The sequence below is a fragment of the uncultured Algibacter sp. genome, from assembly GCF_947490405.1.
GTDB lineage: Bacteria > Bacteroidota > Bacteroidia > Flavobacteriales > Flavobacteriaceae > Algibacter_B.
Window position 1 is genome coordinate 714,806 of record NZ_CANLGU010000001.1, and the last position, 20,919, is coordinate 735,724.

General features: G+C 32.9%; 18 protein-coding genes. 7 read left to right on the forward strand and 11 right to left on the reverse strand.

Annotated elements, in window-relative coordinates:
- Positions 1 to 21: 21 nt before the first annotated feature.
- From Q0772_RS03025 to Q0772_RS03035, 3 genes are all read right to left on the reverse strand, one after another.
- A complete protein-coding gene (locus Q0772_RS03025; RefSeq protein WP_298340190.1) occupies positions 22 to 1,053 on the reverse strand; it encodes an aldo/keto reductase in 1,032 nt (343 codons plus the stop codon).
- A gap of 220 nt (positions 1,054 to 1,273) precedes the next feature.
- Positions 1,274 to 2,230: an OmpA family protein gene (locus tag Q0772_RS03030; RefSeq protein ID WP_298340193.1), complete on the reverse strand. Its 957-nt coding sequence runs from the start codon at positions 2,228 to 2,230 to the stop codon at positions 1,274 to 1,276.
- 24 nt (positions 2,231 to 2,254) lie between these two features.
- Positions 2,255 to 3,016, reverse strand: a complete 762-nt coding sequence (locus Q0772_RS03035; RefSeq protein ID WP_298340196.1) for an exodeoxyribonuclease III — start codon at positions 3,014 to 3,016, stop codon at positions 2,255 to 2,257.
- A 223-nt stretch (positions 3,017 to 3,239) separates the two neighbouring features.
- On the opposite strand from Q0772_RS03035, the gene Q0772_RS03040 reads away from it, so the two are divergent.
- Complete coding sequence (locus Q0772_RS03040; protein ID WP_298340199.1) at positions 3,240 to 6,662, forward strand: hypothetical protein; 3,423 nt, start codon at positions 3,240 to 3,242, stop codon at positions 6,660 to 6,662.
- Here the strand turns inward: Q0772_RS03040 and Q0772_RS03045 are convergent.
- The 4 genes from Q0772_RS03045 to Q0772_RS03060 all read right to left on the reverse strand — a co-directional run bounded on the left by Q0772_RS03045 (position 6,659) and on the right by Q0772_RS03060 (position 11,143).
- A complete protein-coding gene (locus tag Q0772_RS03045; protein ID WP_298340202.1) occupies positions 6,659 to 7,579 on the reverse strand; it encodes a M28 family peptidase in 921 nt (306 codons plus the stop codon). The two genes, Q0772_RS03040 and Q0772_RS03045, sit on opposite strands and share 4 nt — an antisense overlap.
- Before the next feature lie 123 nt (positions 7,580 to 7,702).
- Complete coding sequence (locus Q0772_RS03050) at positions 7,703 to 8,446, reverse strand: succinate dehydrogenase/fumarate reductase iron-sulfur subunit (protein ID WP_298340206.1); 744 nt, start codon at positions 8,444 to 8,446, stop codon at positions 7,703 to 7,705.
- 10 nt (positions 8,447 to 8,456) lie between these two features.
- Positions 8,457 to 10,454, reverse strand: coding sequence for a fumarate reductase/succinate dehydrogenase flavoprotein subunit (locus Q0772_RS03055; RefSeq protein ID WP_298340208.1), 1,998 nt, complete (start codon positions 10,452 to 10,454; stop codon positions 8,457 to 8,459).
- Positions 10,455 to 10,465: 11 nt separating this feature from the next.
- A complete protein-coding gene (locus Q0772_RS03060; protein WP_298340210.1) occupies positions 10,466 to 11,143 on the reverse strand; it encodes a succinate dehydrogenase cytochrome b subunit in 678 nt (225 codons plus the stop codon).
- Positions 11,144 to 11,366: 223 nt separating this feature from the next.
- Between Q0772_RS03060 and Q0772_RS03065 the strand changes: the two genes are divergently transcribed.
- Positions 11,367 to 11,648 carry a hypothetical protein gene (locus Q0772_RS03065; RefSeq protein WP_298340214.1) on the forward strand — a complete coding sequence of 94 codons (282 nt, stop codon included), beginning with the start codon at positions 11,367 to 11,369 and terminating at the stop codon, positions 11,646 to 11,648.
- Positions 11,649 to 11,729: 81 nt separating this feature from the next.
- Here the strand turns inward: Q0772_RS03065 and Q0772_RS03070 are convergent, their stop codons facing one another.
- Positions 11,730 to 13,553 (reverse strand): T9SS type A sorting domain-containing protein, encoded by a 1,824-nt coding sequence (locus Q0772_RS03070; protein WP_298340217.1) that lies wholly within the window; start codon positions 13,551 to 13,553, stop codon positions 11,730 to 11,732.
- A gap of 111 nt (positions 13,554 to 13,664) precedes the next feature.
- Between Q0772_RS03070 and Q0772_RS03075 the strand changes: the two genes are divergently transcribed.
- Entirely contained in the window at positions 13,665 to 14,957 is a 1,293-nt protein-coding gene (locus Q0772_RS03075; RefSeq protein WP_298340222.1) for an aminopeptidase P family protein, read from the forward strand.
- Positions 14,958 to 15,010: 53 nt separating this feature from the next.
- Here Q0772_RS03075 and Q0772_RS03080 read toward each other — a convergent pair whose 3' ends face one another.
- Positions 15,011 to 16,333 carry an aspartate kinase gene (locus Q0772_RS03080; RefSeq protein ID WP_298340225.1) on the reverse strand — a complete coding sequence of 441 codons (1,323 nt, stop codon included), beginning with the start codon at positions 16,331 to 16,333 and terminating at the stop codon, positions 15,011 to 15,013.
- A gap of 116 nt (positions 16,334 to 16,449) precedes the next feature.
- On the opposite strand from Q0772_RS03080, the gene Q0772_RS03085 reads away from it, so the two are divergent.
- Complete coding sequence (locus tag Q0772_RS03085) at positions 16,450 to 17,106, forward strand: hypothetical protein (RefSeq protein ID WP_298340227.1); 657 nt, start codon at positions 16,450 to 16,452, stop codon at positions 17,104 to 17,106.
- Here the strand turns inward: Q0772_RS03085 and brnQ are convergent.
- The gene (gene brnQ, locus Q0772_RS03090) at positions 17,103 to 18,383 is read right to left on the reverse strand and encodes a branched-chain amino acid transport system II carrier protein (protein WP_298340230.1); all 1,281 of its coding nucleotides are present in this window, start codon (positions 18,381 to 18,383) and stop codon (positions 17,103 to 17,105) included. The genes Q0772_RS03085 and brnQ overlap by 4 nt on opposite strands.
- A gap of 35 nt (positions 18,384 to 18,418) precedes the next feature.
- On the opposite strand from brnQ, the gene Q0772_RS03095 reads away from it, so the two are divergent.
- From Q0772_RS03095 to Q0772_RS03105, 3 genes are all read left to right on the forward strand, one after another.
- Entirely contained in the window at positions 18,419 to 19,195 is a 777-nt protein-coding gene (locus tag Q0772_RS03095) for an alpha/beta hydrolase (RefSeq protein WP_298340233.1), read from the forward strand.
- A 59-nt stretch (positions 19,196 to 19,254) separates the two neighbouring features.
- Positions 19,255 to 19,521 carry a hypothetical protein gene (locus Q0772_RS03100; RefSeq protein ID WP_298340236.1) on the forward strand — a complete coding sequence of 89 codons (267 nt, stop codon included), beginning with the start codon at positions 19,255 to 19,257 and terminating at the stop codon, positions 19,519 to 19,521.
- A 74-nt stretch (positions 19,522 to 19,595) separates the two neighbouring features.
- Positions 19,596 to 19,856, forward strand: a complete 261-nt coding sequence (locus tag Q0772_RS03105; protein ID WP_298340238.1) for a hypothetical protein — start codon at positions 19,596 to 19,598, stop codon at positions 19,854 to 19,856.
- Here the strand turns inward: Q0772_RS03105 and thiL are convergent.
- Positions 19,853 to 20,899: a thiamine-phosphate kinase gene (gene thiL, locus Q0772_RS03110; RefSeq protein WP_298340241.1), complete on the reverse strand. Its 1,047-nt coding sequence runs from the start codon at positions 20,897 to 20,899 to the stop codon at positions 19,853 to 19,855. The two genes, Q0772_RS03105 and thiL, sit on opposite strands and share 4 nt — an antisense overlap.
- Positions 20,900 to 20,919: the final 20 nt, after the last annotated feature.

Consider the following 20,919-nt stretch of genomic DNA (forward strand, 5'->3'; position numbering starts at 1 on the left):
ACATTACACATTAAATATTTATCAAGGTGCAGGATTAGGTATGACTTGGTGCACCTCATTAATTTGTTTTAAAGTTTCCTTATTTAAAGTAACATCAATACTTGCAATGTTTTCATTAAGTTGCTCTAAGCTTGTTGCTCCAATAATCGTACTAGTTACAAAAGGGCGCTGGTTTACAAAGGCTAAACTCATTTGCGCTAAAGTCATGTTATTATTTTCTGCAATGTTCAAGTAACGTTTTGCTGCTTCAGTAGCTTGTTTACTACTATACCTTGCAAATCTTGGAAATAGTTTTAATCTTGAATCATCCGCTGCCGTTTCTGTGATATACTTTCCAGAAAGTACGCCAAATGCCATTGGTGAATAGGCTAATAGACCAACGTTTTCTCTTAAAGACACTTCTGCTAAGTCAGTTTCAAAAGTTCGGGTTAGCATCGAGTATGCATTTTGTATAGTTGACAATCTTGGTAAATTATGATGTTTTGATTCTTCCAAATAACGCATGGTGCCCCAAGAGTTTTCGTTTGAGATGCCTATGTTTCTAATTCTGCCCGCTTTAATTTCATTGTCTAAACTAAGAAGCACCTCATTAAAGTTATCTTCCCATTTGGTATCCAATTTAAAATTTCTAACACCAAACCTATTGGTATCTCTCTCCGGCCAATGGAGTTGATATAAATCGATATAATCGGTTTGAAGTCTTTTTAATTCTAAATCTATTGCTTCTTTTATTGACGCTGGACTAAATCCTGTAGTTCGAATATGTGCGGTATAATCTCCCGTTCCAGCAATTTTTGATGCTATAACTACTTGATCTCGTTTACCTGTTTTTTTAAGCCATGTGCCAACAATTTCACTTGTTTTTCCTTGAGTTTCTGCAGTGGCTGGCACAGGATATAATTCGGCAGTATCAATAAAATTAACGCCTTGGTCTGTGGCGTAATCTATTTGTTGATGCCCTTCAGCTTCGGTATTTTGGTTTCCCCAAGTCATAGAACCTAGACATATTTTACTAACTTTTATATCGGTATTGGGAATGGTTGTGTATTTCATTTATAGCATTTTTTTTTAGAAACGTAAATATAAAAAACCTTAAAGCACTTTTGGAATCGAAAAACTTAAATCTGTGTTAAGACCAATAAAAAAACCATTAAAAGCCAATAAGGCTTTTAATGGTTTTTTGCGTTAGGGATTGAGGCATTTGTTGAAGCTCCCCGACGAAGGAGGGAGCGACTGCCGAAAGCCCGACCCTTGTGGTAACGCCCTACTTATTTTACTCGCTTAACAGTTTAGAAAGCTCATCTAATTTTGGTGTTAAAATAACTTCTATACGTCTGTTTTTAGCTTTTCCTTCTTTGGTACTATTTGTTGCAACTGGTGCGAATTCACCACGACCTGCTGCTGTTAAATTTTCGGGATTTATATTATTGTTTTGCCTTAAAATATTAACGATTGCTGTAGCACGTTTGGTTGATAGATCCCAATTGCTTGTTAATATACCATTACCTTTATATGGCACATTATCTGTATGACCTTCGATTAAAACAGCAATGTCTGGGTTGTCTCCAAGCACGTTACCAAGTTGTTTAACCGCTCTTGTACCCTCTGAACCTACGGCCCAACTTCCTGAGCTAAAAAGGAGTTTGTTTTCCATAGATACATACACTTTACCGTCGCGTTGTTCTACGGTTAAGCCTTTGCCTTCAAAATCTGTTAAGGCCTTAGAAATAGCGTTTTTAAGTGCTGTCATAGCTGCGTCTTTTGAGGCAATAACTTGCTCTAGTTCTGCCACACGGTTGGAACGATCTTGCAGTTCTTTTTTAAGTTTTTCAAGTCTTGCATTTTCAGCTGCTAAAGCTTGTTCTTTAGCTTCTAACTGTGCTAATAGCTCTCGGTTTTTTTTAGAGTTGGCTGCAATGGCAGCAGAACTATTTTTCTCTAAAGCAGCATAAGAGGCTTTTAAATTATCTAAATTTGATTTTGCAGCATTATATTCTGCCTGTAATTTATCACGTTGCGCCACAGCTTCATCATAGGCAGATTGCAATTGTTTTAATTCGTTTTCGGCAGCTGTTTTGTCACTTAAAAGTGCTTCGTTATCTGTTGATAGTTTTTTGTTTTCTTGCTTTAAATCAGCATATTTTGCTTCTAAATCTTTATACACTTTTGGTGATACACAAGAAGCTAATAAGGCTAAAGTTAATACTGAGAATACGGTTTTTTTAATCATGTTGTTTGGGTTCATTGTTATCTCTTATTTTTCTATTTCAACCAGAATAGGACAATGGTCGCTATGCACGGCTTCGGATAGTATAACGGCTCTTTTTATATTTTCTTGTAAAGGCTGCGAAACCATAGCATAATCTAATCGCCAACCTTTGTTATTAGCACGTGCATTAGCACGGTAACTCCACCAACTATATTGCTGTAATTCGGGGTTAATAAACCTGAACGAATCAATAAAACCACTATTAATAAAACTTCCAATCCATTCCCGCTCTACTGGCAAAAATCCAGAAACACCTTTCATTTTTGGGTTATGGATATCCATTTCTTCATGACAAATATTATAATCGCCACAAATAACTAGATTTGGAATATCTTTTTTAAGGTTATTGATATAGTCTTGAAATAAATCCATGTATTCTAGCTTGTGGTTTAATCTGGCATCGTTTGTTCCTGATGGTAAATACAAACTCATTACAGAAATACCATCATAATCAGCACGAATATTTCGTCCTTCAAAATCCATTGATTCTATACCTGTACCAAACTCTACATGATTTGGCTTACTCTTACTTAAAATAGCAACACCACTATAGCCCTTCTTTTGAGCACTAAACCAATAGTTATATTTATACCCAGCTTCTTCAAAAAGACTTAAATCTAATTGCTCTTCCATGGCTTTTATTTCTTGCAAGCAAACCACATCTGGGTTTGCTGCTTTTAACCAATCTATAAAACCTTTATTAATGGCTGCTCTAATACCGTTTACGTTATAGGATATGATTTTCATTTGATTTAATAAGTATATCAGCTAAATTAAATAATGCATTACTTTTACACCATAAAAAATAGCAGGAGTTTTAACGAAGCTATTAACATTTAGGTTCAATTCCTGAGATCCCGACAAAAAAAGTCGGGATTAGTTCGACCATTCTATTTTAAGTACGCCTAAAGGACTTCTTAAAATAGGGTCTCACTAAAATATTTTAAACGATTTACAGTTTAAGTATCTGATGAAGTTTTTCACATGCATTCTTATGGTTTTAATTGGTTTTTGTGCGTTTTCACAGAATCCATCGTCGAACTATAAAACCAAAAAAGTTGCTGTTAAAGACACCATTTTAATTGATAGCGTAAGCATTAATTCAAGCTCATTCTCTATTAGAAAAAAGGATAACTCCATTATTGACTCTACGTATTATTCTGTTGATTTTCCAAAAGCTATTTTAAGATTTAAAAAACCTGTTGAAACCGACACTATTTTTATAAACTACCTGAAGTTTCCTGATTTTTTAACCAAAACCTACAAGCAATTAGATGACAATATTATTGTAGATGATAATAGCAATAACGAAACACTATACAAGCTTAAAGAGCCTAATAGCAGTAGAGACTTTGTACCTTTTGATGGATTAACAACTTCTGGAAGTATTTCTCGTGGTGTAACAGTTGGTAATAATCAAAATTCTGTTTTAAACAGCGAACTTGACCTTCAAATTACAGGAAAACTAAATGATAAAGTATCATTACGCGCCTCAATCCAAGATGCCAACATTCCTTTACAAGAAAGTGGCTACAGTCAACGTTTAGATGAGTTTGATCAAGTTTTCATTGAACTATTTAGTGAACGGTGGAATGTGCGTGCTGGTGATATTGATTTAGTAAATACAAACTCTTACTTTGCAAACTTTTCTAAGCGTGTTCAAGGTTTAAATTTTAATTTAAAATTGGGCGACGATGAGAATCGCACTAATTTATTCGCTGCTGGAGCTATTGTTAGAGGACAATTTACAACTAGCCAGTTTATTGCCCAAGAAGGCAATCAAGGCCCCTATAAATTACAAGGACCCAATGGCGAATTATTCGTACTTATTGTTTCTGGAAGTGAAACGGTTTACGTAAATGGGATTCCTGTAAAAAGAGGTGAAGATCAAGATTATATTATAGATTATAATGCAGGAGAAATTATATTTAACTCAACATTTCCAATTACTTCTGAAATGCGAATTACGGTTGATTACCAATTTAGCGATAGAAATTATTCCCGATTTGTAGCATACGGAGGCGGTAATTATATAAGTGAGAAACTAAAAATTGGGATTTCTGTTTACTCAGAAAATGATGCTAAAAACCAACCTTTACAGCAGAACCTTTCTGAAGAGCAAGTTAATATACTTGCTAATGCTGGAGATGATCGTACACAAATGGTTGCTCCCTCTGAAATTAGAGATGAGTTGAATGAAAATAGAATTTTATATAGAAAAGAACTTATTGGCGCTGTTGAAGCTTTTGTATTTTCGAATAATCCTGATGATGAACTTTTTAGAGTTACGTTTACCCTTGTTGGAGAAAATCAAGGTGATTATGCTTTAAGTAACATTAATGCCATTAATAATATATATGAATTTGTTGGCGTGAATCAAGGTAATTACGCTCCAGTGGTGCAACTTGTATCGCCTACTAAACTTCAAATTGCAGTTATAAATGGGAGCTATAAACCTTCAGAAAAAACCAATATTAGTTTTGAAGCTTCAGGTAGCAAGAACGATTTAAATCTGTTTTCAACTGCTGATGATGACAATAATGATGGGTTTGCTGGAAAAGTTAACATCAACCAAATACTGATAAACAGAGACAGTCTTTGGAATCTAGCTGCTTATTTTGATAGTGATTATATAAATGCCAATTACCGAAATATTGAAGGTCTATACAACCCAGAATTTAATAGAGATTGGAATTTAGACCCAACCAATATAAATGGTATTGGGCTTAATTTAGGAAACCAATGGCTCGTTAATTCTGGTTTTAATTTGTTTCATCCAGAAAAAGGCACAGTAAATTACCAATATGAGCATTTAAATTTTTCTGATGGGTTTAATGGAAACCGACATATAGCCAATGCAAATTTGTTTTTGAAAAACTGGAATATTGCATCGTCCTCTAGTTTTTTAAATGCGGACTCTAATATAAACACCTCTACCTTTTTAAGATCTTATAACCGGATTACTTATGCCATGAAGAAAAGTTGGGCAGGAACAAAAATAGCTATTGAAGATAATGAACAACGCAATACAGCAACACAAGAACTCACCCCGTTGAGTCAACGATTTAAATCTTATGAAGTGTTTTTAGGCGTTGGAGATAGCACTAAAATATTTACTGAAATAGGTTATAAAAACAGAGTAAATGATAGTATTAGAAATAACCAATTAGAAAAAGTAAACACATCGAATACATTCTATTTAGATTCTAGGTTTATTCAAAACAAAAACACAAACTTATCTTTATACGCTAACTACCGTACACTTAAAAATACAGATGATGCCATTGAAGATGAAAATTCGATAAACTCTAGACTACAGTTTAATCAAAAATTATTCAAGCAAATTATACAATGGAATACTATTTTTGAAACCAATTCTGGACGACTACCTCAACAAGATTTTACTTATGTAGAAGTTGAAGCTGGTCAAGGCACATACACATGGAATGACTATAATGAAAACGGTATTCAAGAGCTTGAAGAATTTGAAATTGCGCAGTTTCAAGATGAAGGCAGATTTATTCGGGTACTTCTACCAAATCGTGTATTTATAAAAACGCATCAAAATAGATTGAGTCAAACGCTAACTTTTAATCCAGCACAGTGGTCGGTTTCTGAAAGTAAATCCAAAAAATTCTGGTCTCATTTTTATAACCAAACCAGCTATTTAATTGATAGAAAAATTAAACGCGAAGGCAGTAAATTCAATTTAAATCCTTTTAATAATAATGAAGAGGACCAATTGGGATTACAATTAAACTTTAGAAATGTTCTGTTTTTTAATAGAGGGAAACAGCGTTACACCACCTCTTACACATTTCTAGATAATACCACTAGAAATGTCTTATCTGTTGGGTTTATAGAAAACAGCCTAAAAAGTCATCAACTAAATTTTAACCATAAAATAGCTGATAATTGGCTAATTAATATGCTTTCTGCTTTTGATAACAATGAGAGTATTAGCGAGAATTTTGCTAGTAAAAATTTTAATTTTGATGAAGCTAGATTCAATCCAAAACTATCTTACCTTTTTAATGACAATTCTAGTTTTGATGTGTTTTACCAATATGCTAGTAAAAATAATACTGTTGGAGATATGGAAACCTTAAAGCAACAGAATTATGGCGTATCTTTTACTTTAGGAGGTAGTCAAAATAGTGCTATTAATGGAGAATTCAACTATTTTTCAAATGATTATACCGGGAACCCTAATACACCCGTAGCTTACCAAATACTTAAAGGTCTGCAACCTGGAAAAAACTTTACATGGACACTTTTAGCTCAAAAAAAACTGACTAAATTTTTAGATTTAAACCTTAGCTATTTTGGAAGAAAATCGGAAAGCAGCAGAACTATTCACTCTGGCTCGATTCAGCTTAAAGCATATTTTTAAAAGTTTAAAGAAGAATCAATTTTTTCAAATACTGAAATTATTGTTTTAACAGCTTCAGCATAAAACTCCGGATGAATATTTTCAAAATCATCGGTAGGTTCATGGTAATCTTTATGGTCTTCCACTCCAAAATACAGAAATGGAATACCTTTTTTATGAAAATTAGCATGATCTGACGAATAGGTCCAATTATCCAAATCATCATAGCCATCATGTCCTCTAACCAAATTGATTTTACAAGAATGTTTTGACTCAGTAATTAGCTTTTTTAATTTTTTGTTTTCCGAAGTACCAACTACAAAAAGTTCTTTCTTTTTACTTCGACTAATCATATCCATATTCAAATTAACTGTAATATGAGCACTAGAAACAACGCTGTTATTTACATAATATTTAGAACCTTGCAAACCTAATTCCTCGCCATCAAAAGCCGCTAAAATTACTGAATGCTTTGGCGGATTGCTTCTAAAATACTCTGCAAAAGCAAATAAGGCACTTACTCCAGATGCGTTGTCATCGGCACCATTATAAATTACATCATTCTTAACACCTTCATGATCATAATGAGCACTAATGATTATATATTTTTTTGGAAACTCTGAACCTTTAACTTGACCCAAAACATTTATACCTTCATAAAATTCTCCTTTATTAGTGAATGAAAATGGTTGATAAAAAGATTTTTCTAATGGTTTTACTTTTAAAGTGTGAAATTGATTAACTATATACTTTCTAGCTTTTTTGGCCCCATTAGTTCCTGTTCTCCTTCCTTCAAAGGCATCAGAAGATAAAGACTTAACGTGTTTTAAAAGTGTTGTTTCATCAAATAAAGAACATTCTACTTTAGATTGCGAAATTGCTGAAAAAGCAAAAAAAACAAAGAAGATAAAAAAATAAACCCTTTTCGGTGATATCATATAATTTTAATGAATTAGCTTTTAAATATACTTAAATTATTATACTTGTATTTAATAGAATACATAAAAACAAAACCCGTACCAAAAAGGCACGGGTTTACTTATAAATTTAAAAGGACTGTATTATTTTACAGCAGCTTTCATTAATTCTCTATTCATTCTTGCGATATTATCTAATGATATCCCTTTAGGACACTCTACCTCGCAAGCACCTGTATTGGTACAGTTACCAAAACCTTCCAAATCCATTTGTGCTACCATATTTTGCACACGGTCTGCCGCTTCAACTTGCCCTTGAGGTAGCAATGCATACTGAGATACTTTTGCTCCAACAAACAACATAGCAGAGGAGTTTTTACAAGTTGCTACACAAGCACCACAGCCTATACAAGTTGCTGCATCCATTGCTTCATCAGCCGCATGTTTGGAAATAGGAATTGCATTAGCATCTTGGGTATTCCCTGAAGTATTTACAGATATATATCCACCTGCGTGTTGTATTCTATCAAAAGCACCTCTATCAACTACTAAATCTTTTATTACCGGGAAAGCTGCTGCTCTAAATGGCTCTATTGTAATAGTATCACCATCTTTAAACATACGCATATGTAATTGACATGTAGTAATACCTCTATCTGGCCCATGGGCTTCACCATTTATATACATGGAACACATTCCACAAATTCCTTCACGACAATCGTGGTCGAAAGCTACAGGCTCTTCTCCTTTACCAACAAGTTGTTCATTCAAAACATCCATCATCTCTAAAAAAGACATGTGTTCTGAAATTTCAGTTACTTTATAATCGACCATCTGACCCTTCGCATTTGAGTCTTTTTGTCTCCAAATTTTAAGTGTTAAATTCATAGCGTCTTTTTTATTTGTAACTTCTTTCTTTTACTTCAATATTTTCATAAACCAATTCTTCTTTGTGCAAGACGGCATCTTTTGGTTCCCCTTTATACTCCCAAGCAGACACAAACTGGAATTCTTTCATTCGTTTTGCTTCTCCTTCAGGTGTTTGATGTTCTTCTCTAAAATGACCACCCGCAGATTCTTCTCTTACAAGTGCATCTTTGGCAAACAATTCTCCTAATTCTAAGAAATCTGCTACACGACCTGCTTTAGCTAATTCTTCATTATATTCTTCACTACCTCCTGGTACAGACACTTCTTTCCAGAATTCTTTTCTCAAATCAGAAATTTCTTGAATAGCCTCCTTTAATCCTTGTTCATTTCTAGACATACCACATTTATCCCACATGATTTTACCTAGTTTCTTATGAAAATGATCAACAGATTTTGATCCTTTATTGTTTACAAAAAAGTTTATGGTTTCTTTTACTGATTTTTCAGCTTCTTCAAATTCTTTAGTATCTGTTGAAATTTCACCTGTTCGAATATCATCTGATAAATAATCCCCAATAGTATAAGGCAATACAAAGTAACCATCTGCTAAACCTTGCATTAAAGCAGAAGCTCCAAGTCTATTAGCGCCATGATCAGAGAAATTAGCTTCACCAATACAGTATAATCCTGGAACGGTAGTCATTAAATTATAGTCAACCCATACACCTCCCATGGTGTAATGTACAGCTGGATAAATCATCATTGGAGTTTCGTATGGATTTTCATCTACGATTTTCTCGTACATTTGAAATAAGTTTCCATACTTTGCCTCAACTATTTTCTGACCTAATTCGTATATTTTTGCTTCAGAAGCATTTTCAATATTATTAATCTTAGCTTGTTCTTTTCCATATCGTTCAATAGCAGCTGCGAAATCTAAATATACGGCTTCACCTGTTGCATTAACACCATAACCTGCATCACAACGTTCCTTGGCAGCACGTGAAGCTACATCACGAGGCACTAAGTTACCAAAGGCAGGGTAACGACGTTCTAAGTAATAATCTCTATCCTCTTCAGATAAATCAGTAGGCTTTTTTTGCCCTTCACGAATTGCCTTAACATCATCTAAATGCTTTGGTACCCATATTCTACCATCGTTTCTCAAAGACTCAGACATCAATGTTAATTTAGACTGATAATCCCCAGAACGTGGAATACATGTTGGATGTATTTGTGTATAACAAGGATTCGCAAAATATGCGCCTTTTTTATGAATTTTCCATGCAGCAGTAACATTACTTCCCATGGCATTTGTAGATAAAAAGTATACATTACCATAACCTCCAGAACCTATTACAACTGCATGAGCAGAATGACGCTCAATTTCACCTGTAACTAAGTTTCTAGCTATGATACCTCTGGCTTTCCCGTCTACGATAACAACATCTAACATTTCATGACGATTGAACATTTCAATCTTACCACGGGCAATTTGACGGTTCATTGCGGAATATGCACCTAAAAGCAATTGTTGACCTGTTTGTCCTTTGGCGTAAAAAGTTCTAGATACCAAAACACCACCAAACGAACGGTTATCTAACAAACCACCATAGTCTCTTGCAAAAGGTACACCTTGAGCAACACATTGATCTATGATATTTGTAGACACCTCAGCTAAACGATACACATTCGCCTCACGAGAACGGTAATCACCACCTTTAACGGTATCATAGAACAATCTATATGTAGAATCCCCATCACCTTGATAGTTTTTTGCCGCATTAATACCACCTTGGGCAGCTATAGAGTGGGCACGACGTGGTGAGTCTTGATACGCAAACGCTTTTACGTTATATCCTAATTCTGCTAAAGTTGCCGCAGCAGAACCTCCCGCTAAACCAGTTCCAACAACAATAACGTCTATATGACGTTTGTTTGCTGGATTTACAAGATTAATTTTATTTTTGTAATCTGTCCATTTATCTTTAATTGGACCCTTTGGTACTTTTGAATCTAAAGCCATAGTATTTAAGATTAATGGTTATGTGTTAAATGATGAAAAAGCGCTATTACAATAAAACCCAATGGTATTAAAATTGAATATGCTTTACCTATATTTTGTAATACTTTTTTACGACCTGCACTAGAACCTACAGATTGAAATGCAGAAGTAAATCCATGTGCCAAGTGTAAACCTAAAAGCACAAAAGATATAACGTAAGCCCCAACTCTTAGTGGGCTATGAAATTTTTCAACAAGTTCGTGGTAATATCTAAATTCTCCGTTATGTAACCCAGTCATATCACCTACAATATATTTAGTGTTAATTTCTGGAATCCAAAAATCTATAAAGTGCAATACAATAAAAGCTAAAACTACCAATCCGCTGTAAATCATGTTTCTACTCATCCAAGTAGAATTAGCAGCACCATTGTTTTTGGCATAACTTACACCATTAGCTTTTTTGTTTTTTAGTTCTAAAATAAAACCCATTACAAAATGAAATACAACAGCAAAAATTAAAACAGGCTGTAAAGCAAATTGAACAAGCGGGTTTGTACCCATAAAATGTGATACTTCATTAAAAGCATCTGGACTAAACACAGAAAGCAAATTTATAACTAAATGTTGAAGCAAGAAAAACATCAGGAAGAATGCTGAAAGTGCCATGGCTACTTTCCTTCCGATCGAAGATTTAAAAAATCCACTCATTATTTTGAAGTTGTTATAGGTTTTTAACAAAGGTAGTTATGGACACATTCTTAGGCAAATAACATATGTCTTGTTTTCTCTATTTAGAATGATTTTAAAGACTAATCAAATTCTTATTTATTATTAAAAATTTTAAGAATTTATAAAAAAATTGAATTAATATTTAAGTAATTAACAAATATATTGTTAATTTACAAACATTAACTAATTAAAACACAATAAAATGGAAGAGTATTTACCTTTAATTATTCAACTAGTTAGCGGAGCAGTTGGTGGAAACATTGCTGGCTCGCTTATGAAAAATTCATCACTTGGTACACTATGGAATTCTGTAGCTGGAATATTAGGTGGTGGACTTGGTGGCAGCATTCTAAGCATGATAGGACTAGGAACAGATGGCGGTATGGATATATCAGGAATTTTAGGAAGTATTGCTGGAGGTGGCGTTGGTGGTGGCGTTGTTATGGCGATTATCGGACTAATCAAAAAAACCATGAACAAATAAATATTTCTTTATTCAATAAAAAAGGGAGTCATATTAAAATATGACTCCCTTTTTTATCTTTTGAATATTCTCTTTTTAAAACTAATCAAGAATAAGCTTTTTAGTAATAAACCTTCCTTCTGAATGTATATTAACAAAATATAAACCCTGAGATGCATTACGCATATTTATAGTTTTATTTTTAGTAGCATCAGAGATATCAATATTAGATACAAGTCTTCCTCTAACATCATATATTTCAACCTTATCAATATTTACATATGAAGATTTAATAAAGAATTCATTTTTAGTAGGGTTTGGAAATAACGTAATTCCACTTTCAAGTGTATTATCCTCAACACTCAAACCACATGTCCCCGCATAATCTGTCATTGGATTAATTGCTGGCGAACATGATTGACTTGAAGTACTTCTAGAATGCACATCATTACCAGCCGTTATACTATTTGCATCTAAAACAGCATTAACAGTCTCCGGAGCAAGATTAAAATGCATCACATTAGCAGTGTTAATAACATGACCTAGTTGGTGCGCATGTCCCAATTCATGCAATGCTACAGTTTCAAAATCAAATTTTCCTGTAATATTCCCTGTTCCAAAATACCAATTGGTTTCTCTGTCAAATATGATATCTAAATCTGTAGCAATCCATACTATGCCAGTAGTACAATTGCTTCCTGAAAAACCATAAGTACAGGTTCCTAAAGTACCACTAGGTAATTCATTACTAGTTCCATTGGTATCAAATGTTATTATTTTTTCAGCAGTATCAGTAGTATTCGTATTTGTAAATGAGCTACTTATCTCCCAATTAACATTAGTTTCACACCTCCAAGCTTCAAAGGCGCTTAAAAAAGCATCAGGAGCTCCAACATGAGTAGTTTCATTAAAAAAGTCATTTTCCATTATCCAAGTATATCCTCCAGATCCATTGCTATTATGGTGTTGTGTTTTGTATGATCTAAAACCAGCGCCAAAGTCACCTGAAACATTTATCTCTGCATAGCTTATATTTAAGACATCTCCAGAAATAATACTTGAACCACCTGCATCTGTAACCCGTATAGTACCTGTACCAGCAGTTCCGTCTACATTAACATCATTAGATGCAATAACAGGCACTTCTACTGTGATAGTAGTATCATTCCAACTTAAAACCTGAGAATCTAAAGCATCAAAAAAAGGAGCACCAGAAGCATCTGAATTTCTGAAACCAACTTTTCCTTGGGTTCCACCAAAACCTGAACCTGTGATGGTTAAAACTGATCCTGTTCCTGCAGTAATTGTAGTTGGACTAAACCCAACAATTGAAGGTGGCATTAAACTATTTTTACTTAATATTTTTTCATTGAGTTCCTCTTGTTCAAAAGGTGCAATGGTTTTATAGTTTGCTTTAGTTAACGCTAAAATGTCACTGTATAATGAAGATTTAATACCCTTTTTTTCAATAAAAGGGTTAGTGGCAGTATTATTCACTAGATCATAGTTATAAAACCCTTGAACACCACTATATGCTTTAAATTGCTTTTGCTTTAAACCTAAATCAACATTACTATCATGCAAAGTAAACATTCCAGTACTTCCTTTTCCTAATTTTAAAGAATGAGATACAAATATGGCTTTTAATCCAATTATACCTCCTTTGGTTAAAACTTGTATTGTTTCAACAGGTTCTCCTTTAAAAACCTTATAAACTTTTACTGTATGACTCGTATAAATCATTGTACGGTTGGCATTCCAAAAAGGATTACTTTCAATAACTTCACCCTCAACTACTAAACTAGAATTTTTAATTTGCTCTTTTAATGATATTTCTCTCAAAGAAACTTGTGCAAAAATTGTAGGTGCACTTATTAAAAAACCTAATAAAAAAAAGGTTAATTTTAATGGTAATTTTTTAATCATAATTTTGATTTTTTTAATAAAATTTGGCTGAGGGAATACCAAATATAGGAAAATATGAATTAAGATTTATTTAGTTTTGTTACATTTAAAAAAACTTAACATAGTTTATTAATGAAATATACACCAATAGACAATGCGCTTTTTATAAAAAACAGAGCAAAATTTATTGCTAAGATGCGCCCTAAAAGCTTAGCTATTTTTAACTCCAACGATGTCTACCCTATCAGTGCAGATAGTACGATGCCATTTGAACAACACCGAGATATTTTTTACCTAAGCGGTGTTGACCAAGAAGAGAGCATACTTGTTCTATTCCCAGATTCGCCTAAGGAAAAACATCGAGAAATCCTTTTCCTTAGAGAAACTAATGAACATATTGCGGTATGGGAAGGTGAAAAATTAACCAAAGAAAAAGCCTTTAAAACTAGCGGAATTAAAACGGTATACTGGTTGCAAGACTTAGAGAAAGTTATGTTTGAAATCATGACACAATGTGATACGGTTTACATAAATACCAATGAACATTATCGTGCTAATGTTGAGACTGAAACCAGAGAAGACAGGTTTACTAAATGGATAAAGGATAAATATCCAGCACATAGTGTTGCAAAAAGCAATCCTATTTTGCAACACTTACGCTCAGTAAAAGAATCTATTGAAATTGATTTAATTCAAAAAGCATGTGACATTACAAACAAAGGCTTTAGAAGGGTTTTGAATTTTGTTAAACCAGGAGTTTGGGAATTTGAAATTGAAGCAGAATTTATACATGAATTTTTAAGAAACCGTTCAAAAAAATTTGCCTACACACCTATAATTGCTTCTGGAAATAACGCTAATGTCCTTCATTATATAGAGAACAATCAACAATGTAAAGCTGGCGATTTAATATTGATGGATGTGGGTGCAGAATATGCTAATTATTCTAGTGATATGACAAGAACGATACCTGTTTCTGGTCGTTTTACTGATAGACAAAAAGCGGTATATAATTCGGTTCTCAAAGTAAAAGATGAAGCCACTAAAATGTTAGTTGCTGGTACAGATTGGACAAAGTATCATATAGAAGTTGGAAAACTAATGACCAGCGAACTCCTAGACTTAGGCTTATTAAATAAAGTCGATATCCAAAATGAAAATCCCGACTGGCCAGCCTATAAAAAATACTTTATGCACGGGACAAGTCATCACATGGGATTAGACACACATGATTATGGCCTACTAACCGAACCTATGATAGCCAATATGGTATTTACCGTTGAACCAGGTATTTACATACCCGATGAAGGTTTTGGAGTTAGACTTGAAGATGATGTGATTATTCAAAAAACGGGAGAACCCATTAATTTAATGAAAAACATACCCATAGAGGTTGGTGAAATTGAAGACATTATGAATTCATAAAAAAAGGGTCGTTATAAAACGACCCTTTCTGCTAGAAATACTAATATTATAATTTATAGAGTGACTAATTCAAATAAATAATCGTTTAGTTTTTGTAGCGTATTAATTTTATCTTTTGAATCAATTAAAAGAGAAATATTGTTTTTGCTTCCACCATAAGAAATCATTCTGATCTTCACATCTTGTAATATTTGAAATAACCTATAAGTATCTTGATGATTAACAACTGAATGCCCTACCAAACAAACAATACTTTGATTTTTATCGACTTCAATTGAAGCTATCTTTTCTAATTCTGCTAATATATATTCAAGATTTTTATTATCATCAATAGTTAATGATACGGCCACCTCTGATGTAGTAATCATATCAATTGATGTCTTATTAGTCTCAAAAATCTCAAAAACTTTCTTTAAAAATCCATGAGCTTGTAACATTCTAGCTGATTTTATTTTAATCGCCGTTATGTTATCCTTTGCAGCAATGGCTTTTATCCCATTCCCTGAGGTGTTTTTGGAAATAAGTGTTCCATGAGCTTCAGGCTTCATGGTATTCTTCAAACGTACAGGTATACTATCTTTTCTAACCGGTGTTACGGTTTGTGGGTGCAATATTTTAGCACCAAAATAAGCTAATTCCGCAGCTTCTTCAAACGAAAGATTAGAGATTGCTGACGTATTTTCAACATATCTAGGATCATTATTATGCATCCCATCAATATCTGTCCATATCTGAACTTCTTCAGCTTTTATGACTGCTCCAATAATAGTCGCTGTATAATCACTTCCACCACGTTGTAAGTTAGAGATTTGTCCTTCATTATTTAAACAAATAAATCCTTGAGTGATATATATTTCTGAATCTTCAGCATTATTCAAAACATTTTCAAAATGTCTTTTTATATGAGGTAAATCGGGCTCTTTAAAAGCATCAATTTTCATAAAATCTAGAGCAGAAAGTAATGAAGCACCTATCCCTTCTTGTTTTAAATAACTTGTAAACATATAAGTTGAAAGCAACTCGCCTTGAGCTAAAATTATATTCTCTACGGTTTCTGTAAACTCACGATTTGTTAGTTCAACAAGGCCTTCAAAAATACGAGACACATAGTTTTTAACATCACTATTCAAAGATGTGTTAGTTAACAAATCATCAATGACAATAAAATAGTTTTGGTGTAATACATTTACTTTATCAATAGCATCATTAGTTCTTCCTGCTTCAATATCTTGAGCTATAGAAACCAAACGATTTGTAGTACCAGACATAGCTGATAATACCACCACTTTTTTGTTCCCATCATTGATAATATGCTTAACATTACACATATTCTCAACAGACCCCACTGAAGTCCCTCCAAACTTTAATACTTTCATTCTTAACTTATTAATACTACAAAATTATAATTCATTTATTTAACTACTATGTTTTTATTAAAAATGAGTTATTTTTGCACAAATTGTTAAATAATTAACAAAAATTCATCTAGTACATGAAAACAGTATCAAATTGTGTTGAAGACATTTTAATTACACAACCTTACTTAGAGGAAGCTTTATCAAGAAACATTATAAATTTTAGCGCTTTAGCTCTTGAGCTTGTAGAGCCAATAAGTAAAATGTTAAAAAAAGAGGTTAAACCCGGTGCTATAATGATGGCTTTAAGACGTTACAACCCACCTGCAACCTTAGGTAATTCAATTAAAATGAAACGAGTTATACAAAATCTTGGAGATATTACTGTTCGCTCTAACCTTACAGACTTTACAGTTAGAAACTCTGAGACTTTGATTAACAATCATGCAAAAATACTGGAGCGCATAAACAAAGAAGACAAACTCTTTTATGCTTTTACTCGTGGTATTCATGAAAGCAACATTGTAGTATCAAGCAGTTTGAATGATTTTATTAATAAACATTTAGGCAACGAAAACTTTATCGCCACTCAAGAAAACTTATCAGCTATTAGCATAAACCTTCCTCAAGACAACTCAAAAATTGCTGGTTTATATTATCATTTCTTTAAAAGATTAGCCTGGGAAGGCATTGTTTTATATGAAGTTTTATCAACAACGAACGAGTTTACAATACTTGTTGAAGATGAGTTTGTTGATAAAGCTTTCACAGCAATTAAAAGAGTAAAGTCCTAATAACTTGATTTCATCTTTTCAAATAAATTAACCAATACAAAACTAACAATAACAGGTAAAACCCACCCTAAATTTTGATTTGCTAAAGGAATTATAGATATAATAAACTCTAATTTTTTAGAAGATATAACAAACACTAAAAAATCTGGAATACTAAAAACAAAAGCTACTAAAACTACCCATTTAAATACAATCGCAGAGGCAAATTTTTCAGGAACAAGGTTTAATAAAATAAGTACAATACACAGCGGATAAATAAACATTAGTGCTGGCAAAGCGATATCTATAATATACTTAACATCCATTTGCCCAATACCAATACCAACTATACAGCAAAAAGCAGTAGTTAATAAATAAGCGTTTTTAAAAGTCTTAAAATAGGCTTTAAAAAAATCTGCAAAACTAACAATTATAGCTATTGCTGTTGTAAAACATGCTAAAGCTATTAGAATACTTAAAAAAGTTGAACCTACCCCACCTAAAGTCTTTGCCGCAAGTCCCGATAGCAAATCAGTTCTGGATATATTTTGATCAAACTGTCCGTTGTAAAAAGCACCAATAGCAATTAAACCCGCATAAATAACAAACAATCCAAACATGGCAATAAAACCAGATTTGACAACCATTATTTTCTTCTCATTAAATGACATCTGGTTTTTTGAATTATTAATAGAAACTAACACAACACCACCCATAATAATACCCGCCATTGCATCATAAGTTTGATAGCCTTCCACCAATCCACTTATTATTGGTAATTCGAAACTTGATGGATTCATTACAGTTACAGGAGAAAAAACACCAATAGTAATTATAGTCAATACTATTAAGACAATGATTGGAGTTAAGTATTTACCAATTATACTTAAAACCCCATTTCTATTCATTACAAAGATAAATACCAATACGAAATATATTACACTAGTGAGTAAAGAGCTTGTACCAAAAAAAGGAGCAATTGCCATTTCATGAGTAACAGCCGCAGTGCGAGGACAAGGCAATGTCACGGAAATAGTAAACAAACAAAAACTAAAGATTAAACTAAAAATTGGTGATACTTTTTTCCCAAAGTCAAACAAAGTGCCTTGTAATTTAGCATGCGCAAAAATGGCTAGTAAGGGAATAACAATTGCAGATATTACAAACCCTAAGGTTACCAACCACCAATCCGATCCAGATTTAAAACCCAATAATGGCGGTAAAATTAAATTTCCTGCACCAAAAAAGCCAGCAAACAAGGCAAAGCCAAACACAAAGGTTTCTTTAGTTTTATTCATAGTATGATTTTATCTTTGCCTAAGATAAATTAAAAATGACTCTAGAATATAAAGGCACCAGTATTTTTTACACTGACGATGGTAATGGTGAGCCAATCGTTTTACTTCATGGTTTTTTAGAAAATATTGCCATGTGGAAACCTTTTTTACCAGAACTTTCAAAAAAAAACCGTGTGATTTGCATTGATTTACTAGGTCATGGAAAAACAGGATGCCTAGGTTACATCCACACTATGGAACTTATGGCAGAAACCATTGGAGCTGTCTTAAATCATTTGAATATAGAAAATCCAACACTTGTTGGCCATTCGATGGGTGGTTACGTTTCACTCGCTTTCGCTGAAAGAAATCAAGATACATTAAAAGGTTTGTGCCTGCTAAATTCAACTCCGCAAGAAGATAGTCAAGAAAAAAAACAAAATAGAGATCGGGCGATTATTGCCGTTAAGCAAAATCATAAAACATTTATTAGGATGGCTGTAGCTAATTTATTTAGTACAGAGAATAGAACTAATTTTAAAACTGAAATAAACGAAACAATTGAGCACGCCTTAAAAACACCACTTCAAGGTATAATTGCTGCTCTTGAAGGCATGAAAATCAGAAAAAATAGATTAAAATTTTTACAAAACTTATCTACCAAAAAGATGATTATTATTGGTCAAAAAGATCCTGTTTTAAGTTATGAAAATTTAATTTCTATAATTGAACCTACTAATATTAAAATTATCAAATTACCAGACGGCCACATGAGTCATATAGAAAATAAAGATGAAATCCTACATGAAATAATGTATTTCATCGAAAAATAATACTTTTTATCGATTTATTGAATTATTTTTTTACTTTTAAGTTCCCAATCGATTAAACCATGAAAAAACCTACTAACAAACCTACTCTTATTCCCAGAATGTATTGTAATCTTTTTGGACATGATTTCGAAGTTTCAAAAAAAGTAACATACCATGTTAAAGAATACACTTGCAGACATTGTAAAAAAGAATTAACTACTAACAGCAATGGTCAACTAATAGAGCTCACTCCTAAATTTAAAGAGATAAATGCAATATTAGAACGGATTCATGCCTCAAGAACTGAACGTTTAAAGAAAAAAAGCATCGCTTCATCGATTTATTAACTCCCTATTAACATTTATTACTTGGTTTTTAATATTTTTAGACGTCTCTCTAAAATTATTAATATGCAAACAATATGAAAAGCATACATTGTATGGTGTTTGGGCATGAATACAAAGTAACAAGACAAGTTACTTATCATGTTCAGGAGTACACTTGTAAAAACTGCAAAAAAGAGCTTACTACAAACAGTAACGGAAACCTGATAGAACTCACACCAAAATTTAAAGAGATTAATGATGTTCTTGAGCGAATTCATCATAAACGGCTGGTAAGAATGAATAAGAGAAAAAAGCTCCGTCAAACTCAAGAAAAAGCTAAATTGATGACTGCTTAATCATTGAAATTCTTCCATCCTTGTGCTTTTATCGGTATTCTTGTTTCTGCTCTAGTTACAAGATGCAACCCTTCTTTTTCCTCCTTAATAAAACCAATAACTGAAAGGTTTGGATTTGCTTTTATTTTTGGAAAATCTTCTTGAGAGACTGTAAATAGAAGTTCGTAATCTTCGCCACCATTTAAAGCAACTGTTGTACTATCTAAATTAAACTCTTCACAAGTAGAAATAACTTGTGGGTCTAATGGGATTTTATTTTCATATAAGTCACAACCAACTTTACTCTGGCTACACAAATGCATGATTTCCGAAGACAAACCATCGCTAACATCAATCATAGCTGTAGGTTTTACATCTAAATCAGCTAATAATTTCACAATATCCTTTCTAGCTTCTGGCTTAAGTTGCCTTTCAACAATATAAGTGTATGGCTCTAAATCTGGTTGGCTATTGGGGTTTACTTTGTAAACTTCTTTTTCACGCTCTAGAACTTGTAATCCCATGTAAGCAGCACCTAAATCTCCAGAAACTACTAGTAAATCATTTGGTTTTGCACCGTCTCGATACACTTCATTTCCAGGTTTTACCTCTCCAATAGCTGTTACAGAAATAAGCAATCCTTTATTTGAAGATGTCGTATCTCCACCAACCACATCAATACCATAAACATGAGCAGCAGTTTCTATTCCAGCATATAAATCTTCTAGAGCCTCTAAAGGAAATCTATTAGAGACCGCAATTGACACAGTTACTTGAGTAGCTTCAGCATTCATAGCATAAATATCAGACAAATTTACAATTATCGCTTTATACCCTAAATGCTTCAAAGGCATATAGCTCAAATCAAAATGAACACCTTCAACTAATAAATCAGTAGATACAACAATACGTTTATCTTCAAAATTTAAAACTGCTGCGTCATCTCCTATTCCCTTAATGGTTGACTTTTGTTTTATCTCAAAATTCTTAGTCAAATGTTCTATTAAACCAAATTCACCTAAATCACTTAATTGTGTTTTCTGTTGATTTTTATCTTCTATCATGCTACAAAAATAAGAAGCTA

What these genes read in the sequence shown, in the direction of transcription:
- Q0772_RS03025 (WP_298340190.1), bottom strand. Translation starts at nt 1,053, where the DNA reads ATGAAATACACAACCATTCCCAATACCGATATAAAAGTTAGTAAAATA.
- Q0772_RS03030 (WP_298340193.1), bottom strand. Translation starts at nt 2,230, where the DNA reads ATGATTAAAAAAACCGTATTCTCAGTATTAACTTTAGCCTTATTAGCT.
- Q0772_RS03035 (WP_298340196.1), bottom strand. Translation starts at nt 3,016, where the DNA reads ATGAAAATCATATCCTATAACGTAAACGGTATTAGAGCAGCCATTAAT.
- Q0772_RS03040 (WP_298340199.1), top strand. Translation starts at nt 3,240, where the DNA reads ATGAAGTTTTTCACATGCATTCTTATGGTTTTAATTGGTTTTTGTGCG.
- Q0772_RS03045 (WP_298340202.1), bottom strand. Translation starts at nt 7,579, where the DNA reads ATGATATCACCGAAAAGGGTTTATTTTTTTATCTTCTTTGTTTTTTTT.
- Q0772_RS03050 (WP_298340206.1), bottom strand. Translation starts at nt 8,446, where the DNA reads ATGAATTTAACACTTAAAATTTGGAGACAAAAAGACTCAAATGCGAAG.
- Q0772_RS03055 (WP_298340208.1), bottom strand. Translation starts at nt 10,454, where the DNA reads ATGGCTTTAGATTCAAAAGTACCAAAGGGTCCAATTAAAGATAAATGG.
- Q0772_RS03060 (WP_298340210.1), bottom strand. Translation starts at nt 11,143, where the DNA reads ATGAGTGGATTTTTTAAATCTTCGATCGGAAGGAAAGTAGCCATGGCA.
- Q0772_RS03065 (WP_298340214.1), top strand. Translation starts at nt 11,367, where the DNA reads ATGGAAGAGTATTTACCTTTAATTATTCAACTAGTTAGCGGAGCAGTT.
- Q0772_RS03070 (WP_298340217.1), bottom strand. Translation starts at nt 13,553, where the DNA reads ATGATTAAAAAATTACCATTAAAATTAACCTTTTTTTTATTAGGTTTT.
- Q0772_RS03075 (WP_298340222.1), top strand. Translation starts at nt 13,665, where the DNA reads ATGAAATATACACCAATAGACAATGCGCTTTTTATAAAAAACAGAGCA.
- Q0772_RS03080 (WP_298340225.1), bottom strand. Translation starts at nt 16,333, where the DNA reads ATGAAAGTATTAAAGTTTGGAGGGACTTCAGTGGGGTCTGTTGAGAAT.
- Q0772_RS03085 (WP_298340227.1), top strand. Translation starts at nt 16,450, where the DNA reads ATGAAAACAGTATCAAATTGTGTTGAAGACATTTTAATTACACAACCT.
- brnQ (WP_298340230.1), bottom strand. Translation starts at nt 18,383, where the DNA reads ATGAATAAAACTAAAGAAACCTTTGTGTTTGGCTTTGCCTTGTTTGCT.
- Q0772_RS03095 (WP_298340233.1), top strand. Translation starts at nt 18,419, where the DNA reads ATGACTCTAGAATATAAAGGCACCAGTATTTTTTACACTGACGATGGT.
- Q0772_RS03100 (WP_298340236.1), top strand. Translation starts at nt 19,255, where the DNA reads ATGAAAAAACCTACTAACAAACCTACTCTTATTCCCAGAATGTATTGT.
- Q0772_RS03105 (WP_298340238.1), top strand. Translation starts at nt 19,596, where the DNA reads ATGAAAAGCATACATTGTATGGTGTTTGGGCATGAATACAAAGTAACA.
- thiL (WP_298340241.1), bottom strand. Translation starts at nt 20,899, where the DNA reads ATGATAGAAGATAAAAATCAACAGAAAACACAATTAAGTGATTTAGGT.